Source organism: Planctomycetota bacterium, assembly GCA_018242585.1.
In the GTDB taxonomy this organism is placed as follows: domain Bacteria; phylum Planctomycetota; class Planctomycetia; order Pirellulales; family PNKZ01; genus JAFEBQ01.
Genome location: JAFEBQ010000036.1, coordinates 1 through 23,365, shown reverse-complemented (window position 1 = coordinate 23,365; position 23,365 = coordinate 1). Strand labels below are relative to the sequence as shown.

General features: G+C 61.2%; 16 protein-coding genes. 8 read left to right on the top strand and 8 right to left on the bottom strand.

What is annotated here, in order from left to right:
• Positions 1-251: 251 nt before the first annotated feature.
• The 4 genes from JSS27_17425 to JSS27_17410 all read right to left on the bottom strand — a co-directional run bounded on the left by JSS27_17425 (position 252) and on the right by JSS27_17410 (position 8,656).
• Positions 252-3,797, bottom strand: a complete 3,546-nt coding sequence (locus JSS27_17425) for an efflux RND transporter permease subunit (GenBank protein MBS0210727.1) — start codon at positions 3,795-3,797, stop codon at positions 252-254.
• A 49-nt stretch (positions 3,798-3,846) separates the two neighbouring features.
• A complete protein-coding gene (locus JSS27_17420; protein MBS0210726.1) occupies positions 3,847-5,232 on the bottom strand; it encodes an efflux RND transporter periplasmic adaptor subunit in 1,386 nt (461 codons plus the stop codon).
• Between the two features lie 332 nt (positions 5,233-5,564).
• Positions 5,565-7,775 carry a 1,4-alpha-glucan branching protein GlgB gene (gene glgB / locus JSS27_17415; GenBank protein MBS0210725.1) on the bottom strand — a complete coding sequence of 737 codons (2,211 nt, stop codon included), beginning with the start codon at positions 7,773-7,775 and terminating at the stop codon, positions 5,565-5,567.
• A gap of 98 nt (positions 7,776-7,873) precedes the next feature.
• Entirely contained in the window at positions 7,874-8,656 is a 783-nt protein-coding gene (locus JSS27_17410) for a hypothetical protein (protein MBS0210724.1), read from the bottom strand.
• Positions 8,657-8,954: 298 nt separating this feature from the next.
• Between JSS27_17410 and JSS27_17405 the strand changes: the two genes are divergently transcribed.
• On the top strand, positions 8,955-9,542 hold the full coding sequence (locus JSS27_17405) for a DJ-1/PfpI family protein (protein MBS0210723.1): 588 nt from the start codon (positions 8,955-8,957) through the stop codon (positions 9,540-9,542).
• 96 nt (positions 9,543-9,638) lie between these two features.
• Here the strand turns inward: JSS27_17405 and JSS27_17400 are convergent, their stop codons facing one another.
• Positions 9,639-10,385, bottom strand: a complete 747-nt coding sequence (locus JSS27_17400) for a gamma-glutamyl-gamma-aminobutyrate hydrolase family protein (protein ID MBS0210722.1) — start codon at positions 10,383-10,385, stop codon at positions 9,639-9,641.
• 689 nt (positions 10,386-11,074) lie between these two features.
• Here JSS27_17400 and JSS27_17395 point away from each other — a divergent pair.
• The 3 genes from JSS27_17395 to JSS27_17385 all read left to right on the top strand — a co-directional run bounded on the left by JSS27_17395 (position 11,075) and on the right by JSS27_17385 (position 14,632).
• Positions 11,075-12,205 (top strand): 3-oxoacyl-ACP synthase III, encoded by a 1,131-nt coding sequence (locus JSS27_17395; protein MBS0210721.1) that lies wholly within the window; start codon positions 11,075-11,077, stop codon positions 12,203-12,205.
• 207 nt (positions 12,206-12,412) lie between these two features.
• Positions 12,413-13,630 (top strand): PQQ-binding-like beta-propeller repeat protein, encoded by a 1,218-nt coding sequence (locus JSS27_17390; protein MBS0210720.1) that lies wholly within the window; start codon positions 12,413-12,415, stop codon positions 13,628-13,630.
• A 9-nt stretch (positions 13,631-13,639) separates the two neighbouring features.
• Entirely contained in the window at positions 13,640-14,632 is a 993-nt protein-coding gene (locus JSS27_17385; protein ID MBS0210719.1) for an NAD-dependent epimerase/dehydratase family protein, read from the top strand.
• 140 nt (positions 14,633-14,772) lie between these two features.
• On the opposite strand, the gene alaS is transcribed toward JSS27_17385, so the two are convergent.
• Positions 14,773-17,400, bottom strand: a complete 2,628-nt coding sequence (gene alaS / locus JSS27_17380) for an alanine--tRNA ligase (protein MBS0210718.1) — start codon at positions 17,398-17,400, stop codon at positions 14,773-14,775.
• Between the two features lie 230 nt (positions 17,401-17,630).
• Positions 17,631-17,981, bottom strand: a complete 351-nt coding sequence (locus tag JSS27_17375) for a hypothetical protein (GenBank protein MBS0210717.1) — start codon at positions 17,979-17,981, stop codon at positions 17,631-17,633.
• 320 nt (positions 17,982-18,301) lie between these two features.
• Between JSS27_17375 and JSS27_17370 the strand changes: the two genes are divergently transcribed.
• Positions 18,302-18,805, top strand: a complete 504-nt coding sequence (locus JSS27_17370) for a DinB family protein (GenBank protein MBS0210716.1) — start codon at positions 18,302-18,304, stop codon at positions 18,803-18,805.
• Between the two features lie 84 nt (positions 18,806-18,889).
• On the opposite strand, the gene JSS27_17365 is transcribed toward JSS27_17370, so the two are convergent.
• Positions 18,890-19,549 carry a metal-dependent transcriptional regulator gene (locus tag JSS27_17365; protein ID MBS0210715.1) on the bottom strand — a complete coding sequence of 220 codons (660 nt, stop codon included), beginning with the start codon at positions 19,547-19,549 and terminating at the stop codon, positions 18,890-18,892.
• A 420-nt stretch (positions 19,550-19,969) separates the two neighbouring features.
• Here JSS27_17365 and JSS27_17360 point away from each other — a divergent pair, with 420 nt between their 5' ends.
• From JSS27_17360 to JSS27_17350, 3 genes are all read left to right on the top strand, one after another.
• Positions 19,970-21,076 (top strand): hypothetical protein, encoded by a 1,107-nt coding sequence (locus JSS27_17360; protein ID MBS0210714.1) that lies wholly within the window; start codon positions 19,970-19,972, stop codon positions 21,074-21,076.
• A 24-nt stretch (positions 21,077-21,100) separates the two neighbouring features.
• Entirely contained in the window at positions 21,101-21,799 is a 699-nt protein-coding gene (locus JSS27_17355; protein ID MBS0210713.1) for a DUF3800 domain-containing protein, read from the top strand.
• A gap of 195 nt (positions 21,800-21,994) precedes the next feature.
• The coding region (locus JSS27_17350) for an aldehyde dehydrogenase family protein (GenBank protein MBS0210712.1) at positions 21,995-23,365 on the top strand (1,371 nt) is incomplete at its 3' end.

Here is a 23,365-nt window from a genome sequence, read left to right as displayed (position 1 = left end):
GACATGCGGCGCCGCAGATGACGGATTTGCCGAACCTGCGGGCATATTTCGACCTAACAGTTCTATCGGCTGTGCCATTTATAGGACTTACTCAATCAACGGCACGCCGCGCGGATGGCAGCGAGTTCCGGTCGCGCAGCGGCGCGAGATTGCGGAGACTTTGACGGCGCGCTGGTTGGCGTCGCGCAGGAGGATGCAAGGCGTTGCCGCCAACTCCAATTAAAGAAGCCATGACAGCAGCCAGCGCGACCTCAGTCGACGAACTCACCGGCCCCTTCGGGCGGCTCGCGGTCGCCATAGAAGCTGTAAAGCAGCGGCACCGGATTGAACATCAACACGATCATCAGCATGCCGCCGACGACCACAATGGCCAGCGGGCGCTGCGACTCGGAGCCGATCTTGGACGACATCGCTGCTGGCAAGAGCCCCAAGATAGCGGTCAATGCTGTCATCGTGACCGGCCGAATGCGGTTCTCAACGCCTTTATGGATCGCCTGGAGCAGCGGCTCGCCGTGGGCGCGGAAGTGATTGAACGACGACACCAGCAACAAGCCATCCATGATCGCCACGCCCAGGATCGAAATGAACCCGACCGCGGCCGAGACGTTGAAGTTGATGCCGGTGATAAAGAGCATCCAGATGCCCCCCATCGACATCACGCCGACGTCGGCAAAGACGACAAACGCGTCGATCAACGAGCGGAACGCCAGATAGAGAATCACCAGAATCAGTACGAAGGCCAAGGCGACAATCTTGACGAGCCGCGCTTCGGCTTCTTGCATCTGCTGGAACTCGCCCGCCCAGACCATTTCGTAAGGCGCTTCGACAAACTTGGTTTTCTGCTGACATTCCTCGACGGTGCTGGCCAGGTCGCGACCATGAACACCGAATTTGACAGCGATCAATCGTCGGCCTTGCTCGCGCGAGATGGTCGACGCGCCAGGGCGGACGTAGCTGCCATGTGGGTCGGGCTGTCCTTCGGCGTTGACCGGCGTGACCAGGTCGCCCAACCGGCGGCGCGGCACGCGCGACAGGCTGTTGACTGCGGTGTTAAAAGCGCTGCCCGTCAGGCTGGGCATCGGCAAGCTGGTGCCCATCGTTGACAGGCCGACGCTGGCGCCGCTGATGGGCGTGGCTTGCACGGTCGCGACCGTGCCTTGCGATACGGTGTTCTTCACCACATCGACGGGGATGTTCAGAATCTCGTCGATGTTTTCTCGCAACTCAGGAGGCCAGCGCAGAATGACATCGAAACTCTTTTCTCCTTCGACCATGTCAGTAAACGGCTTTCCACCGACTGCCGTTTCGATGACGTCTTCCAGATCGGCCACGCTGACGCCCCATAGAGCGCACTTTTCACGATCAACCGGCAACGTCAAGTTGGACTGACCTTTGATATGGAAGATGCCAGGGTCTGACACGCCTGGCACGTTGGCAATCGTGGCACGGACCTTTTCGGCCAGCACCTCTAGTTGATTAAGATCGCCGATCCCTGATGAGCCTGGCGGGGCGATGATTTTAACTGAGTTTTCACCTTTGACGCCTGATAATGATTCGAGCACGTTGTCACGAATCATCTGGGAGAAGTCCCAGTTGATGCCAATCAAATGGCGTGACAAGTTCCAGTTCATGTGCGCGATCAGCTCTTGCTTGGTCCGCGCGCGCTTGGCCTTGAACCAACTGGCAATGCCGCGGGTCTCGACCGTTGCTGGCCACTCTTCGTACGGCTTCAATGGCACGAAGCATTCGACGTTGTAGTAGCCCGTCGGGTCGGTGCCGTCGTCCGGCCGGCCGACCTGTGCCGTGGCCATGCGCACTTCTTCATATTGCGACATGATGCGGCGCGCAATCGCCGACTTTTGCGCAACTTCCTGCAACGACACGTTCACCGGGAACGTGCCGCGCACGATCATGTTGCCTTCTTCAAGTTCGGGCATGAACTCGCGTCCCATATAGGGCAGCGCCACCACGGTCGCGATCGCAGCCGTGGCATAAATCGTGACGGCGACGCCACGATTGCGCAATTGCATGTCGACTACGCGCGACGCGGTATGCTTTAGCAGCCGAACCAGCACGTTGTCACGGCTGGGCTTCAGGTTTTTGAAGAACAGCATGCACATGACCGGTGAAACGGTCAGTGCCAACAGCAACGCGCCGCCGAGGGCAAAGGCGTACGTGTCAGCCATGGGGCCGAAAATCTGACCTTCCGAGCCTTTCATCGTGAACAACGGAAGCATCGCGCAGATCATGATAATGGTCGAGAAGAACAAGCTCCGCTCGACTTCGCGCGAGGCGCGGACAATCCGTTCGCGAATGCTCAAGCCCGAAGTGTCATAAGTGCTCAGCCGGCGGTAGATATTCTCGACCATGATCACCGACGAGTCGACGATGATGCCGAAGTCGACAGCTCCAATCGACAACAGATTGGCGCTCTTGTCACGCAGGAACAGCACGCCGAACGAAAAGAATAGCGCTAAGGGGATATTCAGCGCGACAATTAACGCCGCGCGGACGTTGCTAAGAAACATCAACAAAATTACGCTGACCAGCAGAATGCCGACGAGCAGATTCTCGTGGACTGTCTCGGTCGTAACATCGATCAGTCGCGAACGATTATAGAACGGATCGATTTGCACGCCGGGAAGCAGTCGTCCCGGTGTGCCATTCAATTCGGCGATTTTCACCTGGACCTTGGTCAACGCCGGGATCGAGGCGCGGCCTTTGTAGAGCAGGATGATCCCTTGGACCATGTCGTCTTCATGGTCCCAGATCCGTTCATGGTTGTCGTCGCGCAGTTCTTCGCCTTGCTCGTCAGTCCTGGCGCGGGATATGCCCAGCATCCCTTGGCGGGTTTGCCAGCCGACAATTACACCGCGCTGGCCGATTTCCTCCCCTTGGCGAATCGGGCCTCCTTCGACGACGTGCTCGACGCGAATTGGCACGTTATTCGTCGAGGCGATGACGATGCGACGGATTTCATAGAGCCGGCGACGTTCTTCCTTGCGGAGGAAATCGAACGCCTCTTCCGGCGTCTTCATCTGCATGGCTCGCTGCATCGGGTCTTCGCCGCCGCCGATCAGGCCGATGCCGCGGACAGGTTGAATCGACGGCCCTTGGATCACGTAGTCGCCGCCGACGTTGGCGTTGCTCTGCGAGATGGCGTCCTGCAATTGGTCAAGCGTGATGCCGTATTCCTTGAGCCGCTGCGGATCGGGGTGAATTTCGTAGCGTTTGACGCTGCCACCCGAACTGACCACGCCGGCAATCCCGTCCACGCGGCGGAATTCACGAACCAGGGTCCAGTCGTTGAGCGCCTTCAGGTCGTTCTGCGTGTAGATATCGCGCCCCATCTTGTCGTGGGGATTGGTCAGCGTGTAACGCAGGATTTCGCCAATGGGCGAAGCGGGAGAAATGACCGGGTCGACCCCCTTCGGGAGATCCCCCCTGGCATTGTTTAGCCGGTTGATCACTTCCTGCTTGGCGCGTTCGTAGTCAACGCCATATTCAAACTGGTTCCGCAGGTGGGCCAGGCCGAACATGCTCTTGGCTCGGGTATACTTCAAGCCCGGGATGCCAGTCAGGGCGACTTCGAGCGGGATGGTGACCTGACGCTCGATCTCTTCAGCCGAGCCGCCGGGGTATTGCGCCACGATCTCGATGATCGCCGGGGCCGGGTCAGGATAGGCTTCGACGTTGACGGCAAAGAAGCAATACATGCCGCCGCAGGCCAGCACCACGACCAGCAAGACCACAACCACGGGGTTGTTCGTGGCCCATTGAATCAGCTTGCCGACCATGCGACGACCTACGCTGCCGTAATGCCCGCGGCGGAGCCGGCAGCCCTATCTATTTGTTGGCGACTTTGGTGTTGGCGCTCAGATCGCGCAGTTCGCGGGCCATTTCCAAGCAGCCCGAGTCGACGACCTCTTCTCCGGCCCGCAGGGGGTGCAGGCCGTGCTTGCTCTGTTCCACGGTGAGTTGCGAGGCAATGTAGACTTGCTGGTCATGGCGGCGCGTGGGAAATACGCGTCGCAACGTGAACTTCAGCTCATTGGGGCGCCGACGCACAAAGACCGACGTCTCGCCGTCCTGATCGACCAATGCCGTGGCGGGTACCGCGACCTCGTGGGGATTGGCTGGCAGCTTGACTTCGGCGCTGACGAATTGGCCGACGCGCAGCCGTCCGCTGGCGTTGTCGACCCAGCCGCGAATCAGCGCCGTGTGCTGATTGGGGTCGATGATCCGGCCGATCTGGTCAAACGACCCGATCAGCGGCTGTTCGGTCGACCCGCTCATCAGCTTGACCTGCCACTCCCGTTCTTCCGGTTTCAGTTCTTCGAGCAGTTCCAGGTCTTCTTCATAGGCGTGGGCCAACACGTCGAGCCGCGTCAGGTTGGCGATCTTGTACAGGTCGAGCGCGGTTTCCACATAGTCGCCGATGTTGAGGTTCTTTTCGACGATCACGCCGTCGATGGCCGAACGAATCTCGACGCGCGCCCAAGACTGATTCAATCCCCCTTCGGTCTTGCCCTTATTGGCGTGCAGACGCCGGGCCTCGGTTCGGATCTCCTCCAGATCTTGGTCAGTCAACCGCCATGTGCGCAAGGTGCGCTCGGCGCGATCGACGGCAATTCGGTCGGCCTCGACCAGCCGTTCGGTCTCGCGCAAGGTGCGCTCGGCCAGCGAGCCCTGGCGGAACAGCGGCTCGAGTCGCGTGAATGTCTCTTCATCCAGGTACAGTCGCGACAGAGCGTCGACGAGCTCGCTTTTCTTCTCGCCCAGGTCTTTGCTCCAGATGACCGCCATCAACTGGCCCTTCTTGACCGGATCGCCAAAGCGGAGATGCAAGTTCAAGCGATTCGGCGTGGCGTCCTTGTCGACGATCTCAAGCGTGCCAAGTTCCACCACCTCGCCGGCAAAGCGAGTGTGAACGTGCGTCAAGCGATCGGCGTTCAAAAATAGCGAGCCTTCCATCCGCAACGCGGCCGGCGGTGGCGCCTTGATCACCGTAACGGTGTGGGCCTGCATTCGCTCATAGACGTCGGAAGGCAGTTCGATCGTCTGGGGCTCATTCTCCACCAGCGCGGCACGCGGCGCTTTCGCATGATGATGCGGATCGGCGACTTTCTCGCTTTCCCGAGCGCGTTGCCACGCGCGCAGCGACACCACGGCGATCGCGACAATGGCGACCGCCAATCCGATCTTGATCCAGCGGCTGGCGTTCGGCTTCATGGCGTGGTGCGTTGAGCGGAGGAGTCCGCGCGAAGCAAGCGACGAAGCCACGATGCGACAAAGTGACGCATCGCGACTTATTCGCACAGTATCGGCGTGGACGATTCAGCGTGTCCTCTGACGTCCCCCTCATGGAGTCCGCCGGCACTTTAATTGCCAACAGATCCCTTAGTCTACTTAATCTTACACTCGGCCGATGCTTTATTGCGGTTTCTAAAGGTTTTGACACTCGCGGCGAACCTGGCCGGCCGGTCACTCGGAACCTGCCAGTCGGTCGGCCGGACTGGGCGCAATAATCCGCCCAAACGGCCCCAAAATCGGGGAACTTGCGATTAGTGTCGCTGGGGTTTGAACAGCACCATCCCCAGGGGGGGCAGCGAGATTTGGGCCGAGAAAGGTCGCCCGTGCCACGAAATCGGCTCGGCTTGCAGCCCGTTGGCGTTGCCCACGTTGCTGCCCCCGTAGAACGACGAATCGCTATTGAAGATTTCGCGATACCAGACCTGCTCGGGCAGCCCGATTCGATGATTGAGCCGTGGCACTGGCGTAAAGTTAAAGGCCGCCACGACGTAATCGCGAGGATCCTTGGCCTTGCGGATGTAGATCAACACGCTTTCGTCATAGTTGTGGCAGTCGACCCATTCAAAGCCCGAAGCTTCAAAATCGACCTGGTGCAGGGACGGCTCGCGGCGCATCAGGTCGTTCAGATCGGCGACCAATTTCTTGATCCCCTGGTGTGACTCCCATTGCAGCAAGTCCCACTGCAGGCTTTGATCGAAGTTCCACTCGTTCCACTGGCCCCATTCGCCACCCATGAACAACAGCTTCTTGCCCGGGTGAGTCCACATATAGCTGTACATCAGCCGCAGGTTGGCGGCCCGCTGCCACAGGTCGCCCGGCATCTGGTCCAGCAGCGATCCCTTGCCATGCACCACTTCGTCGTGTGACAACGGCAAGCAGAAATTCTCGTGGAAGGCGTAGATCAAGCTGAAGGTTAGCTCGTCGTGATGGAAGCGACGGTGGATCGACTCGTGACGCATGAAGCGCCGCGTGTCGTTCATCCAGCCCATGTTCCACTTCAAGTCAAAGCCCAAGCCGCCCAGATAGGTCGGCCGCGACACGCCACCCCAGGCGGTCGACTCTTCGGCAATGGTCAGCGTGCCGGGATACTGCAGGTGAGTCTGGATGTTCATCTCTTTGACCAACGAGATGGCTTCCAGGTTTTCGCGCCCGCCAAAGGCGTTGGGGAGCCATTCCCCTTCCTGCCGGCTGTAATCCAGGTACAGCATCGATGCCACGGCGTCGACGCGCAAGCCGTCGATGTGATACTTGTCGAGCCAAAACAGGGCGTTGCTCAGCAGGAAGTTGCGAACTTCGTGCCGGCCATAGTTGAAGATCAACGTGCCCCAGTCTTTGTGCTCGCCCTGGCGCGGATCGGCGTGCTCGTACAAGGCCGTGCCGTCGAACAGCCGCAGCCCGTGCCCGTCGCGCGGAAAGTGAGCCGGCACCCAGTCCAGCACGACGCCGATGCCGTTCTGGTGGCAATGGTCGACAAAGTACATGAAGTCTTCCGGCGTGCCGTACCGTGACGTCGGCGCATAGTACCCGACCGTTTGGTAGCCCCAACTGCCCGAGAATGGATGTTCGCTGACCGGCAACAGTTCGAGGTGCGTGAAGTTCATCTCCTTCACGTAGTCGACCAGTTCGTGCGCCATTTCACGATAGGTCATCCAGCGCTGCGGATCGTCGCCGGGCCGCCGCCAGCTACCCAGGTGAACCTCGTAGAACGACATCGGCGCGTTTAGCGCGTTGTGCTGGGCGCGTGTGGCCAGCCACTGGCCGTCGTTCCAACGATAGCGCGTCAGATCGACCACCTTCGACGCGGTGCGCGGCGGCACTTCGGCGCCAAAGCCGTAAGGATCGGACTTCTCGAGCGTCTCGTGGCCGTGCTTGAGTTGGTACTTGTACAGCGTCCCTTCGCCGAGACCGGGAACGAATAGTTCCCAAAAGCCGCTGGGAATATGCTTGCGCATCGGGTGACGGCGGCCGTCCCAAGCGTTGAAGTCGCCGACCACGCTCACCGAGTCGGCGTTCGGCGCCCAGACGGCGAAGTTCACCCCTTGAATGCCATCGACGGTTCGTAGTTGCGCGCCAATCTTGTCATAGCTGCGCCAGTGCGTCCCCTCATTGAGCAAATGGCGATCGAACTCGGTGAGGTATGCTGGGAACGAATACGGGTCGTGCAACATGACGCGCTTGCCTTGTTGATCCGCCAATTGAATCTGATACCGCACGGGAGGGTCGGTCGGGCTGCAAATGGCCTCGAACAACCCCGCGGGGTGAATCCGGCGCATCGGGCGTGGCGTGCTTCCCTGTGCCGGATCGACTACCCAAGCCTGTTCACAACCAGGTGCAAACGTCCGCACGGCCAGCGCCTGTCGCCCCTCGACGGTCACTTCGTGCGGGCCAAGAATCTCGAACGGATCGTGATGTCTACCTTCGACCAGCCGGCCAATACTTTCCAAGTTTGCCGCAGTCCGCAAAGCGCGCTCCTTCGTCAGTCGTTTTGGATTGTCGTTCGTCGCTAGTGTGGCGTCCAGCTACCAAAAGCCATGCTCAAAACAAGGGGCGGCGTGCCGGGTCAATTCGACCGGCTCGCTCCGTTTCGTTCAAGCCATGAACCGCCGCAATGTGCCGAATGGGGCCAGGGATCGGCATTCAGCCAGCCGATGAGTTGTTCGACTTTAACCCGTGTCCAGTTAATGAGTTCCAGCCCATGCTGCGGCAGCCAGGCCGAGAGCCATTGTCCGTGACGCTCGGCCGTTGGCGGCCGCGAATCACCCCGGCATTCGACCTCGACCAGTTCAAACGGCTCGGCTTGGGCAGCCGGCGATTCGACGACCAAGGCGGTCTCGGCAGGCAGGTTTTTCCCCTGGCGACGCAGGAAGTGGGGAGCGCGAACCTGCAGCTTTGGCGCAGCTTCGGCTCCCCTGGCTGGTGTGGCCAAATCGCTCGCTGGTTCAACGTGCGCCGTGTCGACACGCGACGTACGCAGCTCGATCTGATGAAATGCCATCGCTCGGTCGAGCCGCTGCCAGAGGTCGCGGTTCTTGACCGGCACCATCTCGCCATAGCATTCCCAGGTCCAGTCGTTGGCCCGCCACTCGTCGAGCCCATAGGCGATGCCGCGCCGCACGTATTTGCTGCGTGTCACCAGCGTGACTCGCGAGGGCTGATCCAAAGCTTCGAGCCCACGGATCACTGACAACAGCTCCAGGCGCTCGCCGTGCTGGTCAGGTTCCAGTTCCTGGGCCGTTTGCATCGCCGTTCCATCGGCCGCGTGCAAGACGAAACTCCATTCGTCCCTTTGGTTCCGACGGCTGACATCGGCCAGCAGCAGGAAATGCGGTTCCGGGGGATTCATACGCGTTACGCTTCAATCACTGGGGGACACATCGAAACATCAGCAATCGTGAACAGAACGCCCTCGGGCCGGCAGTGGCCGCCGTCGTCATGGCAATATTGGCCGTGGACGAAACGGAGCTAGGCGCACTTTAGCGGGCCGGTCAGGTTTTGCTGATCGACAACTGCTTCGTAGTCTCACAAGTTTATCACGCGGTTCGCTGCGCCTCGGAATCAGCAATCACAGTTTGCCCAGTTCATCTGTTAAACTGTGCGCTCTATAGCGACTGCTGGGTACTTTTCCGCCGGGAGATTACGCCATGAGCGTCAAACGTGTGCTGATGATCGTTGGTGACTTCGTGGAAGACTACGAAGTGATGGTCCCGTTTCAGACCTTGCTCACCCTGGGGCACCAGGTCGACGCCGTCTGCCCCGACAAGAAGGCCGGCCAAACCGTCGCCACGGCTATCCATGACTTTGAGGGGGACCAGACGTACAGCGAGAAGCGCGGCCACAACTTCCGGCTTAACGCCACGTTCGCCGAGGTCGATGTGGCCGGTTATGACGGCTTGATGGTCCCGGGCGGGCGCGCGCCGGAGTATTTACGGCTGAATCCACGGGTGCTCGACCTAGTCCGCGCCTTTGCCAAGGCCATCAAGCCGATCGGCGCGATTTGCCACGGCATTCAGGTACTGACCGCGGCCGACGTGATACGCGGCAAATCATGCACCGCCTACCCAGCGTGCCGGCCCGAGTTGGAACTGGCCGGCGCCAAGTGGGTCGAGCCTTCGGCCGGCTTTGACAGCGCGCACACGGACGGCAACCTGGTCACCGCCCCGGCCTGGCCAGCTCACCCAGCGTGGGTCCGCGCGTTTGTCGCGGCGCTCGGTTCGCCGATCGCGACGTAGCGAGTTCGCGAGCGTCAAATAAAAACACAAGCCCAGGGCATGAAGCCTCCTGGGCTTGTGTTGGAACAGCAGAACGTCGCGCGATTCGCGAACTGACTAGGCGGCGATCTTCAGCACCGACACGTCGCCGGTAATGCCGCAGACGAACTCTTCAAAAATCCGCAGATCGAGCGCCGAGGCCGAATCGTTCTCGGGGTGGAACTGGGTGCCCAGCGCGAACCAGTCGGGACGAATGCTCTCAATCGCTTCGACCACGCCGTCCGGGCAGCGGGCCGACACAATGAAGCCCGGCGCGACTTCGTCGACCGCCATGTGGTGGAAGCTGTTGACGCGGATTTCACCTTCGCCGTAGACCCGTTCCATCAGCGTGCCCGGTACTACTTCCAGGGCGTGACGATGGGCGTTGTCCAGCGGGTCGCTGTGCGGCAGCGCCTTGGGCATGTCTTCGGGGAGGTGGAAGAACAGGTTGCCCCCTTCGTTCACGTTCAGCAGTTGCATGCCCAGGCCAATGCCAAACACGGGCAGCCGGCGATCGGCCACCAGCTTCATCAGCCGGCGATCGAAATCTTCGCGGCGATTGGCCATCATGCGAATCGACGGGTGGAGCATGAAGCCGTCGCGGCGTGGGTCCATGTCGGCACCGCCGACCATGACGATGCCGTCCAAAAGTTCGAGCACGCGGCTCAAATCCTTGTCTTCTTCCATCGGAGCAATGATCACTGGCACGCCACCGGCTTTGACAATCGAATCGTAGTAGCCGGCACAAACATAGCTGAACGCCGGCGAATCCTTCTTGGCGGCGCGGAAGTCCATGTTCAGACCGATCATTGGCTTCGTGCTCATGTTTTCCCTCTCCTGTGGGTGCGAGGACACATCCTGGTCCACGCTAAGCGGAACGAACGTTCAGAGACTCTGGGGCCGAGTCGTCTCGTGTTCGATGTCCAAGGAGCGAGCGGTGAGCGGGAGCTGATGGTCGACGTGCGAACAGTCGCCATCAACGATCGCGCGAGTAGCGCGTTCGAGACCGGGGTGCGGAAACGCGGTCGTCATCCCTGACATCCTCGCAAAGCAAAACGCCGCGGCTCGCCATCAACAGGGCGGAGCCAAGCGTCTTGCGGCCCATCCTTGAGCACTTCGCAAGAGAAACTTCGACTCGACAAGACAAGCAACCGAGTGCGTCCAACGCAAACGGCTGATAGGGTCGGGTTATAGAGCGAGGTGAAAACTTTGCAACAAAATTGCCGATTTTGGGGGGTGGACTCGCTGCTTGCACAAGATGAAGTGCTAGCGACAGTTAGGTCCGGCTAAAAGAGCGATTGACCCGCGAGGCGCGGGGCCGCGATTCGCGCCATTTCGACGGCCGAGCGCGCGGGCCATGTAAAAACCGTGTCATTCTTCTGTCATCGCCCCCAATTTCGCGGCAAAAACTGGTACTTTACCCCCAAGCCAGCCGTTCCTATGCTGGCCGCTTCAACCCGATCACCCCAGCGCCGCGCTTCGCCCGACACGTGTGGCGAACACCGGCTGTTTTCATGCAATATCAGCACGTTTGCCTCGAAGCCTTCGGCTACCAGCTTCCAGGCGAAATTCTCACTACGGCCGAAATCGAAGCGCGGTTAGAGCCTGTCTATCGCCGGTTGCGCCTGCCCGCCGGTCGCTTGGAATTGATGACTGGCATTCGCGAGCGCCGCTTCTGGTCGCGCGAGACAATGCCCAGCAGCCCCAGCGTTACTAGCGCTGAACAGGCCATCGCCGCGGCCGGGATCGACCGCCGCAAGATCGGCGCGCTGCTCCACGCTTCGGTCTGCCGCGATTATCTCGAACCCGCCACCGCTGCCGGCGTGCACAATCGTTTGGGTCTGTCGAGCGATTGCCAGGTTTACGATGTCTCGAACGCCTGCCTGGGCATCCTGAACGGCATGGTGCAAATCGCCAACATGATCGAGCTGGGCCAGATTCAAGCCGGCCTGGTCTGCGGCACTGAAAGCAGCCGCGCCCTGGTCGAGAACACCATCGACACGCTCAACAACGATTTGACGCTGACGCGCGAATCGATCAAGTCAGCCGTGGCTTCGTTGACCATCGGTTCGGCCAGCGCCGCCGTGCTGCTGGTTCACCGCAGCTTGAGTCGCACGCAGAATCGGCTGACCGCGGCCGTGGCGCGCGCGGCCACGACAGGGCATGAACTCTGCCGCAGCGGGCGCGACGAGTCGATCGGCGGCGACGCGCTGCCATTGATGAACACCGACAGCGAACGCTTGTTGCGCGACGGCGTGGCCGCCGCCGTGCCGGCCTTCGCCGCGTTTCAAGCCGCCACCGGTTGGAGCGCTTCGGAGATTGACAAGACGATCTGTCACCAAGTCGGCGCGGCGCACCGCAAGCTGATGTTCGAGTCGCTCGGCCTGTCGCCGGACATCGACTTTGCCACGTTCGAGACCCTGGGGAACACCGGCTCGGTCGCGGTTCCCATGACGGCCGCCATGGCCGTCGAGCGCGGACACTTGAAGCGAGGCGATCACGTCGCCCTGATGGGCATCGGCTCAGGGATCAACGTCCTGATGCTGGGCGTCGACTGGCAGACCGCGCCAGTCGTAGTCCGTGAAACGGCCAGCGTCCCCCACGCCCGCACCACACGCTTGCCAACCGCCGGCAGCGCATCGTAGCGAATTTCAAGCCCAGGGGTTTCAGTCCCTGAGGCTTCGTATCAGCTCGTAGATCAGCACGCGGCAGTCGACGGCCTTGAAAACCGCAGACAGGGGCCTGACAATGCCGCGAGTCGCGTCGTAGCGTCTCATGTCGTGGCGGCGCGCCGCAACCCCTGCACGCTCGCCACTTCCTTCAACCGACCCCCGGCCAGCAGGATCATCGCTATGCGACCGCACATCTGGCTGGCAGTTGTCGTCATGGCGAATCTTTGGCCGGATGCATTGCAAGCCGCTGATTGGCCTCACTGGCGCGGCCCCGCCTATACCGGCATCAGCGCCGAGACCGATTGGACCTGGCAATGGTCGGCGGACGGCCCGGCCGAAGTATGGCACGCCGAAGTGGGCACCGGGTTCAGTTCGATCGCCGTGGCCGGCGGCCGCGCGTTCACGTCGGGACACCAGGGGGGAAACGACACGTTCTACTGCTTCGACGCGCTGACGGGTGAGCAGCGCTGGAGCTACAGCTATCCCGCTCCGCTGGTCGACAACCTGCACGAAGGGGGCCCGGCCGCCACGCCGACGGTTGACGGCGGGCTCGTTTACACCTACAGCAAGGACGGCCGACTGTTGGCGCTGCACGTGGCCGACGGTTCGGTGGCCTGGCAAGCCGAGGCCGGCAAGCTGGCCGACGTCGAGATGCCTGCTTGGGGCTTTTCGAGTTCGCCGCTGGTGCTGGGCAACAAGGTGATCGTCGACGCCGGACGCGTGATGGCGTTCGAGAAAACGACCGGCAATATCCTGTGGCAGACTGACGCTTGGCGACCCGGTTATGGCACCGCCGTGCCGCTGACGTTCGACGGCCAGGCGTGCATTGCCGTGCTGAATAACGACGTGTTGCTGGTGGCCCAGGTGGCCGATGGCAAGGTGCTGGCAACGTACCCCTGGGAAACCGATTACATCACCAGCGCGTCGACGCCCGTGGTCGTTGGCAACGAGTTGTTCGTCTCAACCGGCTACAACCGGGGCTGCACGCTGCTCAAGTGGGATGGCAAAGAATTGGTCAAAGTCTACGAGAACCGCCACATGCGAAACCACATGGCCAACTCGGTCCTGTGGGAAGGAGGCCTGTTCGGCATCGACGGCAACAGCCACAACCGCCGGCTGTGCGAGGTGGCGTGCATTGACGCCGCCTCGGGCGAGTCACGCTGGCACCAGCGTGGGCTCGGCTGTGGTTCGCTGCTGCTGGCCGCCGGCAAGTTGCTCGTTCTGAGCGATGAAGGGGAGTTGGTCGTCGCCAACGCCACCAGCGAGAAGTTCGATGTGCTGGCCCGGGCCAAGATTCTGGACGGGCGTTGCTGGACGGTGCCGACGCTGGCGAACGGCCTCTTGTACGCCCGAAATGCCGACGGACACCTGGTCTGCGTCGACCTGCGCCGGAAGTAAAGCGTGACCATGTTGACACTGGTAACTGGCGCGACGGGCTTCTTGGGGCGCTATATCGTCGAACAACTTGTCTCGCGCGGCGATCGGGTGCGCGGACTAATGCGGCGCGACGATCCGCAGTTGGCCGCGCTTGGTGTTGAGCAATGCCTGGGCGATGTGCGCGACGCTCATTCCGTCGAACAAGCCTGCGCTGGCGTGGACCTAGTTTTCCACACTGCGGCGATTGCGGGCATCTGGGGGCGCTGGACCGACTTCTATCAGACCAACATCCGCGGCACCGAGCACGTTTTGTCCGGTTGCCGGCGTCACAACGTCCCGCGGCTGGTGTTTACCAGCAGCCCGAGCGTCACCTTCGACGGCGGCGACCAGTCTGGCATTGACGAATCGGCGCCGTATCCGACCCGCTGGCTGGCGCATTACCCGCACACCAAGGCCCTGGCCGAACAAGCGGTGCTGACCGCCAATTCGCCAACGCTGTCGACGTGCGCGTTGCGACCTCACTTGATCTGGGGGCCGCGCGATCGGCACCTGGTGCCGCGCCTGATCGAGCGAGCGCGAGCCGGGCAGTTGCGCCGCATTGGGGCTGGCAACAACGTGATCGACATGATTTACGTCGAGAACGCGGCCCGAGCGCACTTGCAGGCGGCCGACGCCTTGATCCCAGCTTCGCGCGTGGCCGGGCAGGCATATTTCCTGAGCCAAGGTTCGCCAGTGAACTGTTGGGGCTGGATCAACGAACTGTTGGCTCTGGCTGGTTTGCCGCCCGTACGGCGCAGCGTGCCGGTGGGAGTGGCATACGCGGCCGGTGCTTTGCTCGAAGCAATCGCGAAGCTCACCGGGTCGACGAGTGAACCGCGGATGACGCGGTTCTTGGCGTTGCAACTGGCGCGGGATCATTACTTCGCGCTCGACCGCGCTCGGCGCGACTTCGGCTACCAGGCGACCGTATCAACGGCCGAAGGGATGGAGCGACTACGCGCGAGCATGAAACAGCGTGCGTGAGATTTGCTCAATCTAAAGCAATGGAAAGGGTGCCATGCTCAAGCCCTTAAGGCTTGAGCATGCCGAGAACACGCTTCACATGCTCAAGTCTGCTGACTTGAGCATGGCACCCGCTGACGATGGGCGACCAAACAGGCTGCCTACGCCAGCTTGGCGCGGATTTCGCCGAGCGCTTGTTCCAGCGCGGCCGGAATCTTTTCCGGATCCTTGCCACCAGCCTGGGCCAGGTTCGGCCGACCGCCGCCGCTGCCCCCAACCGTGGCGGCTGCGCCGCGAATCCAGTCGCCGGCCTTGAGGCCACGTTTCTCCAGGTCGGGCGAAATCCCGGCGACGAGCGTCACTTTGCCTTCTTCGGCGGCGGCCAACATGATGGCGGCGCTGCCGGCCTTTTGCCGCACGGCATCGATCAGCCGACGCATGTCGTCGGCCGACGCCCCCGGCGCATCGCAGACCACGACCTGGGTCTTGCCGACCGTGATTGCCTTGGCCATCAAATCGTCGGTCGTCACGGTGCCCGAGCGCGGCGCGCTGGTGGCTTGCTTCTTCAGGTCGCGGACTTCCTTGACCAAGGCCGCCACGCGGGTCGGCGCGTCGTCCAATGAAGTGCGCAGCGCTCCGGCGATCTCGCTCAGCGCGTGTTCGATTTTGCGAATGCGTTCCAAGGCGGCGTGACCGGTCAGGGCCACGATGCGCCGCGTGCCGGCCGAGACACTTTCCTCGCCGACGATCTTGAACAGGCCCACTTGCCCCGTGTTGTCCAAGTGCGTGCCGCCGCACAGTTCCTTGCTGAACTCGCCCATCGAGACCATCCGGGCCATGTCGGGGTACTTCTCGCCGAACAGCATCATCGCCCCTTGCTTGCGGGCTTCGGCGATCGGCAACACCTCCCAGCGGATCGGCTGCGACGAGGCCACCAATTCGTTGACCTCTTCTTCGATCTTGGCCAGTTGATCGCGTGGGATCGATTGCGGATTGGTGAAGTCAAACCGAAGGAAGTCGGCGTCAACCTTCGAGCCTTGCTGCTTGGCGTGGCCGCCCAGGTGCTTTTGCAATGCGTGATGGAGCAGGTGCGTGGCCGAGTGCGCGCGGCGAATGCCTTGCCGGCGCCCCAGATCGACGCGCGCGGTCACCGTGGCCCCTTGCGTGATTCGTCCCTCGCGCAGATGCCCGACGTGCAGCACCAGTCCGTGCCCCTTCGCGTCCTTCTGGGTGTCTTGGACGTCAAAGCGGAAGCCCGGGCCGACGATTTCACCTTTGTCGCCCACCTGGCCGCCACTTTCGCCGTAGAACGGCGTCTGGTCCAGGACGATGGTAATCGGCTTGGCATTGCCGATCTCATCGACCTGGTCGACCAGGTGATCGCTAGCGATCAGACCAATGACCTTGGCCGCCGACTCGGTGGTGCCATAGCCGAGGAACTTGGTCGCTCCTTGGGCTTTGACCAGCGCGTCCAATGGGGTCGATGTGGTGGACATCACGTCTCCCATCCGACCTTCGCCCGAAATCTTGCCATGCTCGTCCATGGCCTTGCGGAAGCCGTCCCAATCGAACGTCAAGTTGTGCTCCGCGGCCAGCGTCTCGAACAGCTCAGGGGGAAAGCCGTGGGTGGTCCACATGTCGGCGGCTTCGTCGCCGCTGACCATGATGCGACCCTTGTTCTTCATTTCGCCGAACAGGCGCTCGATGCGATCCAAACCAGCGTCGATCGTCGAGAAGAAGTTGGCCTCTTCCAGGCGAATGACATTCTGCACGCTGGCAATCGTCTCGCCCAGCTCGGGATACGGCGCCTGCATCATTTCAGCGACCTTGGGGACCAGCTGGAACAAGAACGGCTCGTGCAGGCCCATTTGGCGGCCGTCGAGAACCGCGCGGCGCAGCAGGCGCTTGATGACGTAGCCCTGTTTTTTGTTGCCCGGGTGGACGTTCTCGTGGATGGCAAAGGCACACGCGCGCACGTGGTCGGTAATCCGCCGCAGCCGGCGCCCGTTCTCGCTGGCCGCGTCGTATCTCACGCCGGCCACTTCGGCGGCCGCCTGGACGATTGGGAATAGGATATCGATGTGGAAGTTCGTCTCCACGCCTTGCAGCGTGGCGGCCGTGCGTTCGAGCCCCATGCCGGTGTCGATGTTCTTGCTAGGCAATGGGCGGAGATTGTTCGGCGGCTCGCCCACGCGGTTGAACTGGGTGAAGACCAGGTTCCAGATTTCGACCGAGCCGCCGGTCGGCGGATGGTAGAAGATTTCACTGCACGGGCCGCAGACGCCGTCCGGGCCTTTGCTCGGCGCGCCGGCCGGCCAGAAGTTGTCGTCTTCGCCCATTCGCTCGATGCGATCGGGCGTCAGCTTGACGTCACGAACCCAGATGTCGGCCGCTTCGTCGTCATCGTGATAGACCGACACGGTCAGCCGGTCGGCGGCCAGGCCGAGCCACTTCTTCGACGTGAGGAATTCCCAACCCCAATTGATCGCCTCGCGCTTGAAGTAATCGCCAAAGCTGAAGTTGCCGAGCATCTCGAAGAACGTGTGGTGATAGGCCGTGCGACCGACGTTGTCGATGTCGCCGGTACGAAGACACTTCTGGCAAGTCGTGGCGCGCGTGAAGTCGAGCTTGCACTTGCCCAGGAAGTGGTCCTTGAACTGGTTCATGCCGGCCGGCGTGAACAAGACCGAATGGTCCCAGGTGGGAACCAGCACATCGCTGGGGCGGCGGGTGCAGCCTTTGGATTCGAAAAAGGCGAGATACTTCTCACGGAGTTCGTCGGTTTTCATCGCAGGCGTGGAACCTTGCTCGAAGGGCTGGAAAGATAAGCCCTTAATGATACCGGCCGGGGCTTAATTCAAAAAGACGAGCATTGGCCCGGGAAGTTCGCCATTTCGCGGCCAATTCGAACTCGCTGCAATGTTAGCGCTAGCCTTGCCCGCTTGGCCCTAACGCCCCTGGTCTGGGCACGCTAGCGCAATACCGGTCGCGAACACCGGTTTCGACGTCGACCAAGCGATTACGGGAACACGAACGACGGGTCAGCGCCGCAGTTCTTCACAATGCCCCAAACGGCCATTGCGCCGGTCAGGGCTAATAGCGCCACGCTCGACAAGACGACTAACTGGAACCGCCGGCGGAACGCGGAATTGTCGTCCAGCGTCGCCAACAGCCCGAACGGCAGCAGCACCAACGCCCCAAAGAAACAGACGATCGTCATGTACCGCAGCGTCAGACACGCGGCATGGGCGTTGATGGTGAACATGACCGTAATGGCGATCGCCAGCGTCAAGATCACCGCGCCGGCTACCACCAGCAACCAGACCCACAAGGGCAAGCCGGTGGACGATTCACTTTGGTTGGTCGACATCAACGGTCTCGGAGGGGGCGGCTGCGGGGTGGATGATAATGGGTGGCAAGCGCGCCGCGTCTTCGCGCGTCGGGTCGCCTCCCCCGAACTAGTGTAGCGCCTGAATGCCAACTCGGCCATACTTTCGTGGCTGGGCCGTTGGCGGTTAACGATTATTCCAGCGCCGACCGCCATTGTCGGCAAATTCACGCGCTGGTATTCATCAAGGCGGCCGCCGAAACATTGCCCAACGCCGCGCCGCCCGATACGATTCGGGCCAGTCACGACGAAGTCGACTTTCACCATTTACCTTGGCCAAGACGAAACAAAGGCTTTCGACCATGAGCAATACCCAGGCTTGCCTCAAGCGTCAGATGCAACAGGCACGGCAATATACCGAAGCGCTGCTGGCCGACTTCAAAACCCCGGAACAATGGCTGCACCAGGTGCATCCCCAGGCCAATCACGCTCTCTGGTTCGCGGGGCACATGGCCACGGCCGACAACTACTTCGTCTCCTGCCTGGCTCCCGACAAGGCCAAGAAGTTTCCCAGTTACGACACGCAGTTCGGCATGGGCTCGCAGCCAACCGCCGAAGCGGCAAAGTATCCGCCGATCGAAGAGGTGTTGGCCGCCATGCGCGAGCGCCGGACCACGCTGATGGAACTGCTCGACAGCTTGAAGGAAGACGATCTGGACAAAGCGCCGGCCAGCGGGGCTTCGGACTTTTTGCCGACCGTGGGCAAGGTATTCGAAGTGGCGGTCTGGCACGAGGGGCTTCACTCGGGGCAAATCTCGGTCACGCGCCGCGCGCTGGGGCACAAGCCTGTGTTTGGTGGAGCGTAATGTAGGGACCGCGCTGATAAGTGAAGCGACGTCGAATGCCCCCGGTCATTGACCGGGGGCTAATGGCCGAATGGCGATGCTGCGCTAGCCGATCGTGACCAGAATCTTCTGGGCGGCTTGCGAGCCGAGCGTTGATTCGTGCCCCTGGCTCGAGATCTTCACTACGCCTGATTCGGCCCGGTTCGACAACACCTTGCCCGAGGTGCCAATCGTCAGTCCTGCTTCGGTCAGGAATCGCAAGAACTCGGGGGACTGGTCCAACACGCGGACAAGCGTGAATGAGTCCCCCGTTGCACAGTCGGCCAGCGACTGGCTCGATGGTTCCTCGTCGAGCTTCCCTTCATGGCTGGGAATCGGATCGCCATGAGGATCAACCTTGGGGCGGCCGAGATAGGTATCAATCCGATCGATCAGCAAGTCGCTGACCGCGTGTTCCATATGCTCGGCTTCGGCATGCACCTCGTCCCACGTCAGATTCAGCGTCTTGACCAGAAACAGTTCGATCAGCCGGTGGCGACGCACGACGTGCAGGGCCAGGGCTTGCCCCTTGCGCGTCAGCTCGGCCCCCGAATAGGGCGTATACGTCGCTAGCCCCGCGTCGGCCAAGGTCTTGAGCATGCTGGTCACCGTGCCGGGCGACACGTCGAGCGCCTGGGCAATGGCACCGGTCGTGGCGGGCTGGCCGGTGGTGTGGCACAGTGTGTAGATGGCTTTCAGGTAGTTCTCGACGGTCAAACTAGGCACGACGGCAATGCTCGCTGGTTTTGGGCGGCCCGTTTCGCCCCCGGCCATTGGTCGGGGGCATTGGGCAAAGGTCACGGCAAGAAGGGCTGATTCTAAGGGCTTTGCCCCGGAACTTGTACCCTGAGCTTTATGGCTTTTGTACCACGTTTGGGCCGCTAAACCCGGGGTTTTCAGCGGCCTTAAGCTCGGCTGGCCAGTTGTTTTGGCGTCGGGCGTCAGCTAATTTAATGGCTCGATTGGCGGACGCCGCTGGCCAGGCATGGCCGGCCGCCGTCCAATGTTGGTCACAGCCAAAAGCTGGCCTAGTGGACGCACCGGCCTTGAGTTTCGTCCGTTCGCCATCGAACCCCGCCCGCGGCCCCTGCCCGCCCTGACTCGTCCATCGTGCGATGAGCTTCCAGTCCGACAAGGTGAAAACCCATGAGTGCTAGTACGTCTGTGGCTCCTGATTCCGCCGTCAAAGCTGCCCGCGAACGTCTCGACGCGCACACGGTCGAAACCGTGCATTGGCACTTCAGCGAGTCGAGCGGCTGCCCGTTCTGGCTCGAATACAAGTCAAAGCTGAAGTTCGACCCGCTCAAAGAGATCAAGTGCTTTGATGATTTGAAGAAGTTCGAGCCATTTCAGGACGAATGGCTGCGCGGCGGCCCGGTGCGACGCTGGGTTCCCAAGGCGCTGGCGACCAAGCCGTTGTATGTGTTCGAGACGGGCGGCACGACGGGTGTGCCCAAAAGCCGCGTCTCGCACGACGACTGGCGGATCGATTACTCGCTGTTCAGCGACACGCTGCCTGACGAACATTTTCCCAAAGGGGCCAATTGGCTGATGCTAGGCCCCTCGGGTCCGCGCCGGCTGCGATTGGCGATCGAGCACTTGGCCCAGCAACGAGGCGGCATTTGCTTCTGCGTCGACTTGGATCCCCGCTGGGTCATCAAGCTGATCAAGCGCGGCTGGATGGAACACCTCGAAGCTTACAAGCAGCACTGCATCGACCAGGCGCTGACGGTGCTGGGCGCTGGTCACGACATTCGCTGCATGTTCACCACGCCCAAGCTGCTCGAATCGCTTTGCCTGGCGCTGGAAAAGCAAGGCAAGCGGCTCAAGGATTCTGGCATCACGGGCATCTTCTCGGGTGGCACCGAGTTCACGCCACAGTGGACTCGCTTCATCACCGAGGAATACCTGGACGACATCTACATGACGCCGACCTACGGCAACACGCTGATGGGCCTGGCCTGCTCGCGTCCGGTGACGGCCGAGGAGAAATACAAAATCGCCTACTACGCGCCCCAGCCGCGTGCCGCGACCGAAGTGGTCGAGTTCAACGACTACAACCAGGTCGTGGGCTATGGTCAGACCGGCCGCGTGAAGCTGTACACGCTGACCAAGGAGTTCTTCGTGCCCGGCTTCATGGAACGCGACGAAGGCGAGCGCGAAATGCCGTACACCAAGTATCCTTGGGACGGCGTGAGCGGCGTGCGGCCGTTCCACGAGCTGGCCGAAGCCACGACGGTCGGCGTCTACTAAAAGCTCGCTGGTGACACGCACTCGATGCGCATTCTTTATTTAGATGACTCAGGCAAAATTCATCCCAATGATCCGACGTCGGTCGTCGTGTTCGGTGGCTTTTCCATTGACGAGTCGAATTGGCATCGCTTGGTTCGACAGCTTAATGGCGCGAAGGCGGCCTTCTTTTCAAACCGCGGAAATCCAAACGACTGGGAAATCAAAAGCAGTGATTTCTTGACGCGCAACAACTGGAATCGCGCCAAGAAACGACAGTTTTGCCATGAAGTGGCCAGCATCTTGAGACGCAACGGCTGCCACGTTTATGTGGTCTCAATGAACAAGTCGAATGCGACTCCGCCATTACAGGAGCCACGATTCGTGCCGTTGGCCTTTCAGCGATTGGCGGCCAAGTTTCACGAAGAAGTCAAAAACCACAACACAAAGGGTACGATCGTCTGCGACTGGTCAACTCACCACCTAGACCGGCACATCACGCACTGCGTCAGCAGTATGATCTCGACCTATGGGATGTACGACTTATTTGGTGGCGTCACGTATGGCGACTCGATTGCTTTGCCGCCGCTTCAGATCGCGGACCTCATTGCAAGGACGTTTAGAATCACGTTGGAAGGGCAGACTTACCTCGCCCAATTCAAGGCTCTGTTTGACGCTCAAGAGTTTACGGCTCCTGGGTTGGATGTGCTTGGATTTGATATTGGAAGTATCTTTAAACTCTTTTGAGTTTTTGATTTCGGCTTCAAGTGGGGTGGTGTAACACGCGTTGACTGGTACATTCCCGGAGCGTATGGTTAAAGTGTGGCCGAGGTTTGCCTAGTAAGGGTTTTCCCTGAATGCAGGCGATCCTAGGACACAACCGGCCGGGATTCGCATCGCGAGTTCCGGCTTTTTTTTCGTAACTTGAGAGGTGAATTCATCGTGCTCAATATCCCCGCCTTGCGTTGGGGCAAGCCTTACGAATCGCTCGAGACCGACACCGTCACGCACTTCATGACCGGCGAGGCGATCGCCAAGGTCAGCCAGACCAACGGCGCGCTGTTGGCTCGCGACATGCGCTTCGCCCAGCGGGCTCGCGACGTGCTGCGCGACATTCCGACCGACGACTTGATCGAGCGGATCAAGAAGGCGGCCGATTTGTACTTGAACGCCACGCTGCCCATGGGGGACGGCGTGCAAACGCCCGACGACTTTGCTCGCCAGCAAAGTGCGTCGACCGGCTTGCCCGAGCACATGGCCAAGTTCAACATGCAGAAGAATCATTTCGTGCTTTCGCACATGCGCGAAATGCTCGACGCGCTGACCCGCGGGCTCGATCTGAACATCCTCACGCGCGGCTATGGCAAGGAAAGCCGCGGCGTGATCGTCAGCTACCAGGTCCAATCGCCGGTCCTGGGTCTGGTGCTGCCGTCGAACTCGCCGGGCGTTCACACCCTGTGGCTGCCGGTGATTCCGATGCAGGTCGGCTTGGTCCTCAAGCCAGGGCCGCAGGAGCCTTGGACGCCGTATCGGATGGCGGCGGCGTTTTTCGAGGCGGGCATTCCGCGCGAAGCGATTTCGATCTATCCCGGCGGACCCGAAGTCGGCGCCGCGGTCCTTTCGGCTGTCGGCCGCAGCATGATCTTCGGCGGCACCGCCACCGTTGAGCGCTACAAGGGAAACCCCGCGGTCCAGGTTCACGGCCCAGGCTTCAGCAAGATTCTGCTGGGCGACGATGTGGTCGACGAATGGGAAAAGTATCTGGACCTGATGGTCGACAGCGTTTACTTGAACAGCGGTCGCGGCTGTATCAACTGTTCGGGCATTTGGGCCTCGCGCCATACCAAGGAAATTGCCAAGGCGATTGCCGAACGAATTGGACCGATCGCGCCGCTGCCCCCCGAAGATCCCAAATCAGCGCTGGCGGCCTTCACAGTGCCGAACGCGGCGCAGAATGTTTGGAAGATGATCGAGTCGCGGATGAGCGAAGCGGGCGTGTGGCACGCCACGGCCGATTACGGCCCGCGCTTGGTCGAAAAGGAACGCTGTGCGTATCTGCGGCCGACGGTCGTGCAATGCGACGCGCCCGAAAAGCAGATCGCCAAGGACGAATACATGTTCCCCTTCACCACGGTGGTGCAATGCCCGCAGGAGCAGATGCTCGAGAAGATCGGGCCGACGCTGGTCTGTAGCGCCATCACCCGCGACGCCAAGTGGCAGCGTCAACTGACCGAGGCGGTGCATATCGATCGCTTGAATATCGGCCCGGTGCCGACGATCAAGCTCGACTGGCTGCAACCGCACGAAGGGAAC

Bases quoted from the DNA above. Each gene is read 5' to 3' on its own strand.
- JSS27_17370 (MBS0210716.1), top strand. From the start codon at position 18,302: ATGAGCAATACCCAGGCTTGCCTCAAGCGTCAGATGCAACAGGCACGG.
- JSS27_17405 (MBS0210723.1), top strand. From the start codon at position 8,955: ATGAGCGTCAAACGTGTGCTGATGATCGTTGGTGACTTCGTGGAAGAC.
- JSS27_17395 (MBS0210721.1), top strand. From the start codon at position 11,075: ATGCAATATCAGCACGTTTGCCTCGAAGCCTTCGGCTACCAGCTTCCA.
- JSS27_17355 (MBS0210713.1), top strand. From the start codon at position 21,101: ATGCGCATTCTTTATTTAGATGACTCAGGCAAAATTCATCCCAATGAT.
- JSS27_17390 (MBS0210720.1), top strand. From the start codon at position 12,413: ATGCGACCGCACATCTGGCTGGCAGTTGTCGTCATGGCGAATCTTTGG.
- JSS27_17410 (MBS0210724.1), bottom strand. From the start codon at position 8,656: ATGAATCCCCCGGAACCGCATTTCCTGCTGCTGGCCGATGTCAGCCGT.
- JSS27_17385 (MBS0210719.1), top strand. From the start codon at position 13,640: ATGTTGACACTGGTAACTGGCGCGACGGGCTTCTTGGGGCGCTATATC.
- JSS27_17420 (MBS0210726.1), bottom strand. From the start codon at position 5,232: ATGAAGCCGAACGCCAGCCGCTGGATCAAGATCGGATTGGCGGTCGCC.
- alaS (MBS0210718.1), bottom strand. From the start codon at position 17,400: ATGAAAACCGACGAACTCCGTGAGAAGTATCTCGCCTTTTTCGAATCC.
- JSS27_17400 (MBS0210722.1), bottom strand. From the start codon at position 10,385: ATGAGCACGAAGCCAATGATCGGTCTGAACATGGACTTCCGCGCCGCC.
- JSS27_17375 (MBS0210717.1), bottom strand. From the start codon at position 17,981: ATGTCGACCAACCAAAGTGAATCGTCCACCGGCTTGCCCTTGTGGGTC.
- JSS27_17360 (MBS0210714.1), top strand. From the start codon at position 19,970: ATGAGTGCTAGTACGTCTGTGGCTCCTGATTCCGCCGTCAAAGCTGCC.
- JSS27_17425 (MBS0210727.1), bottom strand. From the start codon at position 3,797: ATGGTCGGCAAGCTGATTCAATGGGCCACGAACAACCCCGTGGTTGTG.